The 13,117-nt window shown below is 70.1% G+C and carries 15 protein-coding genes; 1 reads left to right on the forward strand and 14 read right to left on the reverse strand.

The annotated features are described in order from the left end of the window. Positions 1-43 precede the first annotated feature (43 nt). From ACZ7HQ_RS29580 to ACZ7HQ_RS29635, 12 genes are all read right to left on the reverse strand, one after another. Positions 44-352, reverse strand: a complete 309-nt coding sequence (locus ACZ7HQ_RS29580; protein ID WP_003965949.1) for a DUF2469 domain-containing protein — start codon at positions 350-352, stop codon at positions 44-46. A gap of 89 nt (positions 353-441) precedes the next feature. Next, positions 442-966, reverse strand: a complete 525-nt coding sequence (locus ACZ7HQ_RS29585; protein ID WP_470996226.1) for an NUDIX hydrolase — start codon at positions 964-966, stop codon at positions 442-444. Further along, the gene (lepB, locus tag ACZ7HQ_RS29590; protein WP_470996228.1) at positions 956-1,690 is read right to left on the reverse strand and encodes a signal peptidase I; all 735 of its coding nucleotides are present in this window, start codon (positions 1,688-1,690) and stop codon (positions 956-958) included. The genes ACZ7HQ_RS29585 and lepB (ACZ7HQ_RS29590) overlap by 11 nt, the downstream gene beginning before the upstream one ends. Before the next feature lie 94 nt (positions 1,691-1,784). Next, positions 1,785-2,765: a signal peptidase I gene (lepB, locus tag ACZ7HQ_RS29595; protein ID WP_470996230.1), complete on the reverse strand. Its 981-nt coding sequence runs from the start codon at positions 2,763-2,765 to the stop codon at positions 1,785-1,787. Beyond that, positions 2,653-3,744 carry a signal peptidase I gene (lepB, locus tag ACZ7HQ_RS29600; protein WP_470996233.1) on the reverse strand — a complete coding sequence of 364 codons (1,092 nt, stop codon included), beginning with the start codon at positions 3,742-3,744 and terminating at the stop codon, positions 2,653-2,655. Before lepB (ACZ7HQ_RS29600) ends, lepB (ACZ7HQ_RS29595) begins: the two co-directional genes overlap by 113 nt. After that, positions 3,737-4,438, reverse strand: coding sequence for a signal peptidase I (lepB, locus tag ACZ7HQ_RS29605; protein ID WP_470996236.1), 702 nt, complete (start codon positions 4,436-4,438; stop codon positions 3,737-3,739). Before lepB (ACZ7HQ_RS29605) ends, lepB (ACZ7HQ_RS29600) begins: the two co-directional genes overlap by 8 nt. Before the next feature lie 45 nt (positions 4,439-4,483). Further along, positions 4,484-4,834 (reverse strand): 50S ribosomal protein L19, encoded by a 351-nt coding sequence (gene rplS / locus ACZ7HQ_RS29610; protein ID WP_055704359.1) that lies wholly within the window; start codon positions 4,832-4,834, stop codon positions 4,484-4,486. Between the two features lie 135 nt (positions 4,835-4,969). After that, entirely contained in the window at positions 4,970-5,803 is an 834-nt protein-coding gene (trmD, locus tag ACZ7HQ_RS29615) for a tRNA (guanosine(37)-N1)-methyltransferase TrmD (protein WP_470996239.1), read from the reverse strand. Further along, positions 5,800-6,345: a ribosome maturation factor RimM gene (gene rimM, locus ACZ7HQ_RS29620; protein ID WP_470996242.1), complete on the reverse strand. Its 546-nt coding sequence runs from the start codon at positions 6,343-6,345 to the stop codon at positions 5,800-5,802. Before rimM ends, trmD begins: the two co-directional genes overlap by 4 nt. 82 nt (positions 6,346-6,427) lie before the next feature. Then, positions 6,428-6,667 carry an RNA-binding protein gene (locus tag ACZ7HQ_RS29625; protein ID WP_003973401.1) on the reverse strand — a complete coding sequence of 80 codons (240 nt, stop codon included), beginning with the start codon at positions 6,665-6,667 and terminating at the stop codon, positions 6,428-6,430. A 5-nt stretch (positions 6,668-6,672) separates the two neighbouring features. Then, complete coding sequence (gene rpsP / locus ACZ7HQ_RS29630) at positions 6,673-7,092, reverse strand: 30S ribosomal protein S16 (RefSeq protein ID WP_030785131.1); 420 nt, start codon at positions 7,090-7,092, stop codon at positions 6,673-6,675. A 313-nt stretch (positions 7,093-7,405) separates the two neighbouring features. Then, a complete protein-coding gene (locus ACZ7HQ_RS29635) occupies positions 7,406-8,002 on the reverse strand; it encodes a hypothetical protein (protein ID WP_470996245.1) in 597 nt (198 codons plus the stop codon). 523 nt (positions 8,003-8,525) lie between these two features. Here ACZ7HQ_RS29635 and ACZ7HQ_RS29640 point away from each other — a divergent pair. Beyond that, complete coding sequence (locus ACZ7HQ_RS29640) at positions 8,526-9,425, forward strand: class I SAM-dependent methyltransferase (protein WP_470996249.1); 900 nt, start codon at positions 8,526-8,528, stop codon at positions 9,423-9,425. Here ACZ7HQ_RS29640 and ftsH read toward each other — a convergent pair. Then, positions 9,422-11,362 (reverse strand): ATP-dependent zinc metalloprotease FtsH, encoded by a 1,941-nt coding sequence (gene ftsH / locus ACZ7HQ_RS29645; RefSeq protein WP_470996253.1) that lies wholly within the window; start codon positions 11,360-11,362, stop codon positions 9,422-9,424. The genes ACZ7HQ_RS29640 and ftsH overlap by 4 nt on opposite strands. Before the next feature lie 87 nt (positions 11,363-11,449). Then, complete coding sequence (gene ffh / locus ACZ7HQ_RS29650) at positions 11,450-13,000, reverse strand: signal recognition particle protein (protein WP_470996256.1); 1,551 nt, start codon at positions 12,998-13,000, stop codon at positions 11,450-11,452. Positions 13,001-13,117: the final 117 nt, after the last annotated feature.

The raw sequence follows: 13,117 nt of genomic DNA on the forward strand, positions 1-13,117 counted from the left end.
ATGTTGATCTTGGTGGGTTACTCAGGAGTTGTGGACAACCCTCTCACCCGCCCGGCAGCTCCAGGTCGCTCTTGTTCAGCTCCTCGATGTTCACGTCCTTGAACGTGAGCACCCGCACCTGCTTCACGAAGCGCGCCGGCCGGTACATGTCCCAGACCCAGGCGTCGGCCATCGACACCTCGAAGAAGACCTCGCCCTGGACCGAGTGCACCTGCATCTCGTAGTCATTGGTGAGGTAGAAGCGCCGCTCGGTCTCGATCACATATTTGAACAGACCGACGACATCTCGGTACTCCCGGTAGAGCTTCAGCTCCATCTCGGTCTCGTACTTCTCGAGGTCCTCGGCGCTCATGGCATGTTCCCCTTCAGCCGTGCGATCCCCCCATTGTGCGCCAGTCCGACGGCCCCTCAGACGATTTCCGGGTCGCCAACCGATTGTCGCTAGACGATTTCCGGGTCGAGGGTCACAGGACTGGCCGGGGGACCCTCGTCGAGCAGCGTCAGCAGCAGCTCGGCGAGTCTGGTCGGATACACCGTCTCATGTGCCCGGGTCAGTTCCTGACACGTCCACCAGCGCGCTCCCGCGACACTGCGCCGTTCCAGCTCCGTCAGGGCCGTCGCCGCGGTGGCCGTCTGGGTCGTACGGGCCAGGTAGTACCACTCGTCCTGGTCCCAGCGGCGGCCCGCGAACGGGAAGGAGCATCTGCGACGCCACAGCACCGGGCCCAGTGCGACATCGGTGATGCCGGTCTCCTCGGCGAGTTCCCTGAGCGCGGCCTCCTCGCGCGTCTCGGCGCCCTCCAGACCGCCGCCGGGGGTGAACCACCAGTCGTCGGCCGGATCGTCCGGCTCGTGGCCGTGCAGCAGGAGGATGCGGTCCTCGGGATCGAGGAGGACCACTCGGGCCACCTTGCGCAGGCCGCCCCCGTAGGAGTCCTCGCTCGCCCGCGTGGTGTCAGCGGACACCGGCCGTCTCCGGGCGGGCGGCACGCGCGCGCGAGCGGCCCATGCGCTTGGCGATCGGGCCGTACGCGCCGCCGGCCAGGACGAGGACGGCGCCGGCGACGATCAGCAGCTCGATCGTGGGCAGCGGGCCGGGCTGCGAGAGGGATCCCAGGGCCTCGAAGCCGGTGGGGCGCGTCAGCGGCCCCTTCCAGGGCCATACGACGGCGTCCACCCGGGCGGTCACGGCGTTCCGGGAGACGGTCCCCTTGGCGGCGTCGGTGAGGTGGGCCGTGGAGTCCAGGGAACCCTGGCGCTCGTCACCGAGGAGGAACAGGCGCCCCTGGGGCACGGTCACCGTCGGGATGTTCTTGATCTCGGCCAGGGTGCCCTTGGGCAGATAGGGCTCGTCGATCTGCTTGCCGTTGACGGTCAGCTTGCCGTTCGTGCAGCAGGAGACGGTGTCGCCGCCGACCGCGACCACGCGCTTGACCACCTTGGCGCCGGTGACCCAGCTCTTGTCCTCGAAGACGACGACGTCACCGCGCTTGACCTGACCGCCGTCGACCTTCTGCGCCAGCACCCGGTCGCCGGCGTCGATGGTGGGCGTCATGGAGCTGGTGGGCACGGTGTACGGCCGGTAGGACACCGCTGCCCAGGCGAATCCGCCGAGGAAGAGCACCAGTCCCAGTGCCACGGCGATTCCGGACAGCCGCTGTCCCAGGCCTTGCCTGCGCTCACCACTCATGGACCCGGACCCTACCCGGCAGTACCGGGGCTTGCCCAGCCACCTGGGTGACTTCGGCGGCTGGGCCGTTCGCCGGGGCGTCCGGCCCGGCTTGTCAGCCGCGCTCCGCCTTCACCGCACGCCGGCGCCGCCACACCGCCACCGGCAGCACCGCCGCGATCGCCACGCCTTCCGGGGCCACCGACAGGGCGGCGGACGCCGACGTCTGCTGCCCGATGCCGGGCTGGTCGAAGGTGTCCGGGATCGGCAGGGTGCCCCAGCGATTGATCGGCCAGGCCTTGACGATCGCGCGGCCGACGACCTTGTCGACGGGGACCATGCCGTGGTGCTTGTCGGACTGGTTGTAGCGGGAGTCCCGGGAGTTCTGGCGGTGGTCGCCCATCACCCAGATGTAGCCCTTGGGGACCTTCACCTTGAACTGGCCGCCCAGCTGGTCGTCGGTGCACGGCGTGTTGCCGGGGTAGACGTACGGCTCGTTCAGCGCCTTGCCGTTGACCAGCAGCGGGCCGGTGCCCTTGCACTGGACGGTGTCGCCGCCGACGCCGATCACGCGCTTGATGAGGTCCTTCTCGTTGGCGGACGGCATCAGGCCGATCCAGCTGAGGACCCGCTGCACCGGGTTCGGGGTCGGCGTCGGCTCGCCCGCCAGCCAGTCGGACGGGTCGTGGAAGACGACGACCTCGCCGCGCTCCGGCTCGGAGCCGAACCACGGGGTGAGCTTGTCGACCAGGACGCGGTCACCCACCTGCAGGGTGTTCTGCATCGAGGCGGACGGGATCGAGAACGCCTGCACCAGGAACGTCTTGATCAGCAGCGCCAGGACCAGCGCGATGACGACGAGGATCGGCAGCTCCTTCCAGAAGGAGCGCTGCTTTTTCGCCCGGGCCGCGGCCGCGCCGGCACCCGCTTCCCCGGCCTGGGGCCGCTGCCCGTCCTGCGGCGTGCCGGCGCCGCCCGCCGCGTCATTCCCGGAGGTCATGGCGCCGTCCGGTACGGGGGCGTTCGCTTCCACGGGGTGCCCGCGGTGCTCCTCGCCGTCGTGCCCCGACCGTGCGCCAACCGCCACATCCCCCACGCCAACTCCTTACTCTGTGCCGCCGCCTGCCCCACATACGGCGCAGGCCCACCACTCCCATAACGAGCGGGAGTTCCGCAGGGGTCGGGAGGTGGGTCATTCCGTTCGGATTCTCGGGGGTAACCCTATGCGACACCGCAGGACCGGCGGTCGCCCCCGACACGGAGTCGGTGACGCTTGCGAAGGTTTTAGGTTCCCGCAGCCGTGTCCAGTGGCCGACCGGCCAGCCGATGACGACGGCCCGGCCGACGACGGAGTTCTCGGAGACCGTGCCGCCGTACGGGGTGTCCTGGTGGGCGCGGGAGTCCGCGGAGTCGTCCCGGTGGTCGCCCATCACCCACAACCGGCCCTTGGGGACAGTGATGTCGAAGGGCTGGGATGAGGGCGAATTACCCGGATAGAGGTAGTCGCCCTCGGTCAGCGGCACGCCGTTGACGGTCACCCGGCCCTGCGCGTCACAGCACTTGACGTGATCGCCGCCGACTCCGATGACGCGCTTGATCAGGTCTTTCTCGTTGTCCGACGGCAGCAGGCCGATGAAGGCGAGGCCTTCCTTGAGCTGCTTGACGACGACCGGGTCGTGCTTCTTCGCCGTCTGCTCGTCGGCCAGCCAGCCGCCCGGGTCGTGGAAGACGACGACGTCACCACGTTGCGGCTCGGAACCGAACCACGGGGTGAGCTTGTCGACCAGGACACGGTCGCCGATCCGGATCGTCTGCTCCATCGAGCCGGACGGGATCACGAACGCCTGGACGAGGAAGGTCTTCAGGACCAGCGCTATGAGGACGGCCACACCGACCAGAAGGGGGATCTCCCGGACGGCTGAACGCCGGCGCTTTCGCTTGACCTTGCGCTGGAGTTTCCGTCGCTCCGCGCGGGTACGGCCGCCGCCGGGCGCGGAGGCGCGGCGCGATCCGGTGGGCAGCAGATCGTCGGCGGGGCTGCTGGGCACTCCGCGCGGTTTGCCCCGGCTACCCATGGGCGCCGTCCGCGGAGGCGGCGGGCACGCGCGCGTAGGCGGACGGCCGCGTCAGGTGCGTCCAGTGGGCGGACGGCCACAGGATCCAGTCGGCGCGGCCGATGACGTCACCGAGCGGGATCATGCCGCCGCCGGGCGAGCCGAGGTGGTCCCGGGAGTCGCTGGAGTCGCTGCGGTGGTCGCCGAGGACGAACAGACGGCCGGCGGGCACGACGACGTCGAAGGGCACGCTGGAGGCGGTGTCCCCCGGATAGAGGAACGCCGACTCGTCGACCGCGCGGCCGTTCACCTCGATCCTTCCCTCCTTGTCGCAGCAGACGACATGGTCCTCCCCCACCCCCACGACGCGTTTGACGTAGTCCGCGTCCCCGAAATACCCCGTGCCGTCGAACACGATCACGTCACCGCGGCGCGGCTGGGCACCGAAACGGTACGCCAACTTATTTACGAGAACGCGGTCCCCGATCCTCAAGGCCTGTTCCATGGATCCGCTCGGAATCTGGAACGGTTGCACCACGAAAGCGTTGAGGACCAGCAAAAACACCAGGCAGACGAAGAGGGTGAGGGTGATCCGGCCGCCCGGCAGCCAGTCGGCGATCCGCTCCACCAACGCGAAACGCGACCGGCCCTCCGGACCCGGGGAATCCGGGCGGGAGGAGCGGTCGCGTTCCGTCGGCTGTGCTTCGGTGTCCATCGGGGCGAGATGCTATCCCGCCCGGCTGTGGGCGCCGTGAAGCGCTCAGCTCTCGCGCTTCTCCTTGATCTTCGCGGCCTTGCCGCGCAGGTCACGGAGGTAGTACAGCTTGGCGCGGCGCACGTCACCACGGGTGACCAGCTCGATCTTCTCGACGATCGGGGTGTGCACCGGGAAGGTGCGCTCGACGCCGACGGAGAACGAGACCTTGCGGACCGTGAAGGTCTCGCGGACACCGGAGCCCTGGCGACGGATCACAACGCCCTTGAACTGCTGCACACGGGAGCGGTTGCCCTCGATGACGCGCACGTGGACGTTGACGGTGTCACCCGGGCGGAAGGCCGGGATGTCGCTGCGCAGCGACGCGGCGTCGACGGAGTCGAGCAGGTGAGACATTTCGTCTGCTTTCTTCGCTGATGCCACAGGTCATCAACGGAAACTAGGTGTGTAGGAAGTCTGCCGTGCGGGTCGGGGCGGGCGTCGTGTCCCCCTGTGGCAGGGGCGCACGCCGGACGGGCGCACAACAGCGGCCTATTCTTCCACGCCCTCGGCCCGCCGCCAAAATCGGCCGTACGGCTCCCCGGCCGGGTCGGGCTCCCAGCCCAGGATGGAGAGCATCTCGCGGTCCTTCTTGTCGAAGGCCTTGGGATCGCAGCGCTCGATCAGGTCGGGCCGGTGGGCGGTCGTACGCCTGAGGGCCTCGTCGCGGCGCCAGCGGGCGATCTTTCCGTGGTGGCCGCTGAGCAGCACGTCCGGGACGTCCCGGCCACGCCAGACGGGCGGCTTGGTGTAGACCGGGCCTTCGAGGAGGTTGGCCATCGCGCCGGGCGCGAAGGAGTCGTCGCGGTGGGACTCGGCGTTGCCGAGGACGCCGGGCAGCAGCCGGGCGACGGCCTCCGTGACGACCAGGACGGCGGCCTCGCCGCCGGCGAGCACGTAGTCGCCGATGGAGACCTCGTAGACGGGCATGCGGGTCGCGTACTCGTCCATCACGCGCCGGTCGATGCCCTCGTAACGGGCCGGCGTGAAGATCAGCCAGGGGCGCTCGGAGAGTTCGACGGCCAGTTCCTGGGTGAAGGGCCGGCCGCTGGGGGTGGGGACGATCAGCGCGGGGGCCCGGTCACCGGTCTCGTACCCCTCGGCGAGGATCGTGTCCAGGGCGTCGCCCCAGGACTCGGTCTTCATGACCATGCCGGGGCCGCCGCCGTACGGGGTGTCGTCCACCGTGTGGTGCCGGTCGTACGTCCACTCCCGCAGGTCGTGCACATGGACGTCGAGCTGTCCACGCGCGCGTGCCTTGCCGACGAGGGAGACGTTCAGGGGCTCCAGGTATTCGGGGAAGATCGTGACGACGTCGAGCCTCATGCGCTGTCGTCCCTCGAAGAGGCGATCTCCGCGCGGTCGTCGATCAGGCCAGGCGGCGGGGCGATGACCGCCTTCTGTTCGGCCAGGTCGATCTCGGTGACGATCTCCTCCACGAAGGGGATCAGCACCTCGCTGCCGTCGGGGCGCTCGACGATGAACAGGTCCTGGGAGGGCAGGTGCGAGATCTCGGTGATCCGGCCGACCTCCGTGCCGTCCGCGGTGACCACGTCGAGGTCGATCAGCTGGTGGTCGTAGTACTCGTCCTCGTCCTCGGGCAGTTCCTCCGGGTCGATCTCGGCGATCAGGAGGGTGTTGCGCAGGGCCTCGGCCGCGGTGCGGTCGGTGACACCCTCGAAGCGCAGGAGGAGGCGGCCGCTGTGGACGCGTCCTGTCTCGATGGTCAGCGGTCCCGTGGAGGCGGGATCCGTGGCGAGTACGGCGCCGGGCGCGAGCCTGAGTTCCGGCTCGTCGGTACGCACCTCGACGGTGACCTCACCCTTGATGCCATGGGCACGGCCGATCCGTGCGACTACCAGCTGCACCTGTCCAAATCTCCTGTCATACGACTGCGGGCCGGGGACGGCCCAGTGGCCCTCCCCGGCCCGAGCCGGTTGCTATGAAGCGTCAGCGGACGTGGTCCACGTCGACGAGGTCGACGCGGACACCGCGGCCGCCGATGGCGCCCACGACGGTGCGCAGGGCGCGCGCGGTCCGGCCGTTGCGGCCGATCACCTTGCCGAGGTCGTCCGGGTGGACCCGGACCTCGAGCACGCGCCCGCGACGCAGGTTGCGCGAGGCGACCTGCACATCGTCAGGGTTGTCGACGATGCCCTTCACGAGGTGCTCAAGCGCCTCTTCGAGCATGCTGCTCAGGCCTCGGTCGACTCGGACTCGGCAGCGGCCTCGTCCTTCTTCTCAGCCTTCTTCTTCTGGGTGATCGCCTCACCCTTGCCCTCGTCGTCACCGCCGAGAGCCTCGAACGACGGACGGGCCGGCTTCGGCTCGGCGACGAGCAGCGGCGCGGGAGCCGGCTCGCCCTTGAACTTCTGCCAGTCGCCGGTCTTCTTCAGGATGGCGAGAACGGGCTCGGTCGGCTGCGCGCCGACACCCAGCCAGTACGCCACGCGCTCGGCGTCCACCTCGATGACCGACGGGTTGTAGGTCGGGTGGTACTTGCCGATCTCCTCGATGGCCCGGCCGTCACGGCGGGTACGGGAGTCGGCGACGACGATGCGGTAGTGAGGCGAACGGATCTTGCCCAGACGCTTCAGCTTGATCTTGACTGCCACGGGAGTGGGTTCTCCTGGTTTTGACGTGGTTGGGCACGGCGAGTTGCCGCGTGGGGTTGCGGTACCCGAGTGCCCGATGGACGCGTCAGCCGGAGGAGAGAGGGGTCCTGTGCGACTGTCGAGTACAGCTAGCCATTGTGCCACACCCTGTGGGTCGCTTCTGGCCGGGGCGGGTCGGTGGATTCCGGGCACGCCCAGGAGGCACCCGGCGTGGAGGTGACCGTACGTCGGGTGCGCTGCCCTGTGCTGTGAAGTTGCCGCGGGGGCCGCCACCGGCACCCACGAGATGCCGGTACTCCGTGGCCGTCCGCGGTTACGCCGCTCCCGCGACCTCCGGGATTCTGAACGGCTTGCCGCAGCCGCCGCAGACGATGGGGGCCTGGGCCAGGACCGAGGGCACCACGCGGACGTTGCGGCCGCAGTCGCAGACCGCCTTGACGCGCACGCCGCCGCCGGAGGAGCCGTGCCGGGCGGCCGGACCCCGGAAGCTGCGGGGGGTGTCCGAGGCGGTCGCCGCCGTGTGGGCCTTCAGCGCGCGCTGCAGCCGCTCGATGGTCGGGCGGTAGCGCCGCTTGGCCTCGGGGTTGAGCGTGACCAGTGAGAAGCCGCTGCTCGGGTGCGGCTCCTCGGGGTGGTCGAGGCCCAGCTCCTCGGCGATCGCGAGGAAGCGGCGGTTGTGGTAGCGGCCGGCGCGGGAGGTGTCGCGGATCCCACGCGCGGCGGCGATGCCGTGGACTGCCTCATGGAGCAGTCGCTCGAAGGAGAGCTCGTGCCCGCACGCGGACGACGACTCCCCGATCAGGGACTCTGGCGCGGCGAGGTCCGGCAGCTCGGGGTGGTACCGCTGAATGTCGGCCCACGCCTGCGCCAGCTCTGCGGCGAGAACAGGTGGTGTCTGTGTCGTGCTCACGTAATGACAACGAGCGGGGGTGCCGCTGTGTTCCTATTCCGGGGCATCCCAAATAATTTGCACGTACCCGTCAGTTGCCGCTGATGCGTCCGGACGAGGGCGGGTGCGCTGATCTGCGGAGAAGCCGCACAGCTCATATCAAGCTGGTGCGTAGTCCGCCGTACGCACCGGCATGTACGGCCCGGTGCGGCCGTGGCCGGCGGCTGCGCAAGAGACGTTTCGGCCGCTCTCCTCGCGATGCCTCACTTCGGTCAGCGTCCGGGACCGCCGTGACGTTACCCTTCGCCGTCCGACGCCCCGGCACCAGCCGGTACCCCGGAGGCGGACACCGTACGGCCATCCAGATGACCGGCATGTGAAATCTCGCCACACCCGCGTCCGGAGCCCAAGCGGAACCCCACGCCCCCTGGACGGAGCCGCGAGCCGGGAGTTACCTGACATACGTGGGAAGTACGCGCGCACGGCACGGGGGCCACGCAACCGGGCACAGCGGCGAACTGTCGGCGGATTGGGGCGCTTACCTATGACACCTACGCTCGTGCCGCAGCACGTGTCTCGCGCGGGCTACGCACCCCGCGCGGACCTGTGCGCACGCGCGCGTGACTGGTCCGAGATCCAGGAGCGGATGCTGGTGCCGCTCTACGAAGCCGTCTACGAACGACTCGAAGTGGGCCCCGCCACCCGGCTGCTGGGCCTGCGCTGCGGCTCCGGGCTCGCGCTGCTGCTGGCGGCGGGCAGAGGTGCCGAGGTCACCGGGGTCGACTCCGCCTCCCCCGAACGGCTCGCCCTCGCCCGCGACCGTCTGGCGGCGGACGCCCCGCGCGGCGGCAGCGGCGGGGTGGGCCCGCGCGGCGGAAGAAGCCGGTCCCGCGCGCGTGCGGCCGCGCGGCTCATCGACGGCTTACCCCGTGACGCGACCGGCGCGGAGACGGCCGCGTACGGCCTGGTGACCGTCTTCGAGCCGATCGGCTGCCTCGCCGGCGACTCCGAGGGGCTCGGCGAGCTGCTGGCGGACGCGCTGCCGCTGGCCGCGCGCGGGGCCGCCGTGGTGCTGGCCGGCTGGGGTCCGCCGGAGCGCTGCGCCACCTCCTCGGTGCTGCGGGTGGCGACGAAACTGGCCGACCCGCTGCGCAGCGCGCGCAGCTGGCGGCCGGCCCGGCGGGACGACCTGGAGGAGGTCGCGCAGCGGGCGGGGCTGAAGCCGGACGGCTCGGGGCGGGTGGCCTGCCCGTTCGGGTACGCGGACGTCGACAGCGCCGCACGCGGTCTGCTGTCGACCGGCCTGTTCGACGCGGCGATCGCGGCGACCGACGCCAAGCAGGTCGACAAGGAGCTGACGGAAGCCCTGCACCCGCACCGCCGCCCGGACGGCTCCGTGTGGATGCCGAACGTCTTCCGCTACCTCGTCGCCCGGGTGCCCTAGGCCTCGTCGGCGTCCTTGGTCAGGCGGGTGATCCCGGCGATCCGGTACGCGTCCGCCTCCTCCAGCGTCTCACTGGCCAGCAGGGCCTGGGCGAGGGCGTCCAACTGGCCGCGGTGGTCGCGGAGTTTGCGGCAGGCCTCCTCGTAGCACTCGTCCACGATCCGCCGCATCTCGGCGTCGATGACGTCGAGGGTCTGCGGGGCGGCGGCGAGGCCGTAGGCCTGCTGGGCGTCGTTGGGGAGCGCGGAGAGGCGGCCGACCTCCCGGCTCATGCCCCAGCGGGACACCATCCCGCGCGCGATGTTGGTGACCTGTTCCAGGTCGCTCTCGGAGCCGGTGGTGATCACGTCGTAGACGACGTGCTCGGCCGCCATGCCGCCGAGGGCGCCGATGATGCGGCCGCGCAGGTACTCCTCGGTGTACGCGTACCTGTCCGCCTCCGGGGTGGACAGGGTGACGCCGAGCGCGCGGCCGCGCGGCACGATGGTGATCTTGCGGACCGGGTCGGCGCCCGGCTGGAGCATGCCGAGCAGGGCGTGTCCGCTCTCGTGGTAGGCGGTGCGCCGGCGCTCCTCCTCGGGCATCACCAGCGGGCGTTCCGCGCCGAGCTGGACCTTCTCCAGGGCGTCGGACATGTCGGACCGGGTCACGCGCTGCTGCTGCCGTTTCACCGCGAGCAGGGCGGCCTCGTTGGCGAGGTTGGCCAGATCCGCGCCGGTCATGCCCGGGGTCGTACGGGCGACCTGGGCGAGGTCGACGTCGTCGGCGAGCGGGATCTCGCGGGTGTGGATCTCCAGGATGGCCTCGCGGCCGCCGCGGTCCGGGGGCGAGACCTGGACCACCCGGTCGAAGCGGCCGGGGCGGGTCAGGGCCGGGTCGAGGATGTCGGCACGGTTGGTGGCCGCGATGACGATGACGCCCTCCGAGCCGGAGAAGCCGTCCATCTCGGTGAGGATCTGGTTCAGGGTCTGCTCGCGCTCGTCGTGCCCGCCCATCGTGGCGCCGCCGCCGCGGGCCCGCCCGATGGTGTCGATCTCGTCGATGAAGATGATCGACGGGGCGACCTTGCGGGCCTCCGCGAACAGCTCCCGCACGCGCGAGGCACCCACGCCCACGATCATCTCGATGAACTCGGACGCGGACGCGGAGAAGAACGGCACACCCGCCTCTCCGGCGACCGCCCGCGCGAGCAGTGTCTTGCCGGTGCCGGGCGGGCCGGCGAGCAGCACGCCGCGGGGCATCTTGGCGCCCATGCGACGGTAGGCGTCGGGGTTCTTCAGGAAGTCGACGACGTCGTTCAGCTCGCCCTCGACCTCGTCGATGCCGGCCACGTCCGCAAACGTGGTGCGCTTCTCGCCCGGCACCAGCTCGACCGGCTTCGGCGGCGCCTTGCGGCCCAGCATGCCGCCCGCCCCGCCGAGGCCCGCGCTCATCCTCCGTGCGACGAGGATCCACAGGGCGACGATGATCAGCATCGGCGCCAGCGAGATCAGCAGGTTGGACAGGAAGCTGCGGTGCTGGACGACCGGTTCGGCGGTGACCGTCACGTTGTGCTTGGTCAGGTTCGACCAGAGGTTGTCGTTCGCGAAGGACGGACGCTCGGTGTTGAACTTGGTGTAGTTCCCGCCGCCCTCGGGCTTCTTCCGCGCCTTCCTGAGCTGGCCCTGGATCGAGTCGCCCTTGGCGTAGATCTTGGCGACGTTCCCGTCGTTCACCTGCTTGCTGAACTCGGTGTACGCGATCGTCGGCTCGTTGGCCTGGTCGAAGTAGGACAGCACCAGGTTGGCGATCAGGTAGACGACCAGCGCGGTGACGATCAGCCGCCACCAGCCGCCACGCATCCGGCGCCCGCCGGGCGGCTGCTGCGGCTCGTCGGGAGCGCCCTCGGTACGCCAGGGCTGGTCGGGCGACTTGCGTGGCGGCGCGGGGTTGGTCATATCCGGACCGTACGACAATGACCAACCCCTGGCATGCCCAGCGGTGAACCCGGGGCGAACCCCGCGGGGCGAACCCCGCGAGGGGCATCAGCCCATGAACTTCTTGAACTCGTCCGGCAGCTCGAAGTCCTGGCCGCCCTGCTGCGGCAGCCCGAAGGCGTTCCCGCCCTGGGCGGCGGCCTCGCGGCGCTGGGCCTCCTCCAGCTCCTGCTGCCTGCGCTTCATCGGGTTGCCGGAGCGCTGCTTGCCCTTGGCCTTCTTCTGCTGCTTCTTCTGCCGGCCGGGGCCGCCGCCCATGCCCGGGATCCCCGGCATGCCCGGCATGCCGCCGCCCTGCGCCATGCGGGACATCATCTTGCGGGCCTCGAAGAACCGCTCGACCAGGTTCTTCACGGCGCTGACCTCGACGCCGGAACCCTTGGCGATACGCGCGCGGCGGGAGCCGTTGATGATCGTCGGGTCCTGACGCTCGACCGGGGTCATCGACTTGATGATCGCGGCGGTGCGGTCGACGTCCCGCTCGTCGATGTTCTGGATCTGGTCCTTGATCTGGCCCATGCCCGGCAGCATGCCGAGCAGCTTGGAGATGGAGCCCATCTTCCGGACCTGTTCCATCTGGGCCAGGAAGTCGTCCAGGGTGAAGTCCTGGCCCTTCTTGGACGCCAGCTTCGAGGCCATCTTGGCGGCCTCTTCCTGGCTGAAGGTCTTCTCCGCCTGCTCGATCAGGGTGAGCAGGTCACCCAGGTCGAGGATGCGGGAGGCCATCCGGTCCGGGTGGAAGGCGTCGAAGTCGTCCAGCTTCTCGCCGTTCGACGCGAACATGATCGGCTTGCCGGTGATCTGCCGGATCGACAGGGCGGCACCACCGCGGGCGTCACCGTCGAGCTTGGAGAGCACCACGCCGTCGAATCCGACGCCGTCGCGGAAGGCCTCGGCGGTGTTGACGGCGTCCTGGCCGATCATCGCGTCGACGACGAACAGGATCTCGTCCGGGGAGACCGCGTCGCGGATGTCCGCGGCCTGCTGCATCATCTCGGCGTCGATACCGAGGCGGCCGGCGGTGTCCACGATCACGATGTCGTGGACCTTGGACCTGGCGAAGTCGATGGAGTCCTTGGCGACCTTGACCGGGTCGCCGACGCCGTTGCCCGGCTCGGGCGCGTAGACGGCGACACCGGCGCGCTCGGCGACGACGCTCAGCTGGTTGACGGCGTTCGGGCGCTGGAGGTCGGCGGCGACCAGCAGCGGGGAGTGGCCCTGTTCCTTGAGCCACTTGGCGAGCTTGCCCGCGAGGGTGGTCTTACCGGCACCCTGCAGACCCGCCAGCATGATCACGGTGGGCGGCTGCTTGGCGAAGCGCAGGCGCCGGGTCTCACCGCCGAGGATGGTGACCAGCTCGTCGTTGACGATCTTCAGGACCTGCTGGGCCGGGTTCAGCGCACGGGAGACCTCGGCGCCGAGCGCCCGCTCCTTGACGTTCTTGATGAACGCGCGGACGACCGGGAGGGCGACGTCCGCCTCCAGCAGAGCGATGCGGATCTCGCGTGCGGTGGCGTCGATGTCCGCCTCGCTCAAGCGCCCCTTGCCGCGCAGGTTCTTGAAAGTCGCTGAGAGGCGATCGGAGAGAGTATCGAACACGGCGGCGTCGGTCCTCGGAGTCGGGGGCAGTCTGAGCGTCTTCCAGGGTATCCGGCCCGACAAGTCAGCGGTCCCCGCCCGCCGCATCCGGCGCGCGGGGCGATCCCGCGCACGCCC

It is taken from the genome of Streptomyces sp. NPDC037290 (assembly GCF_055603245.1).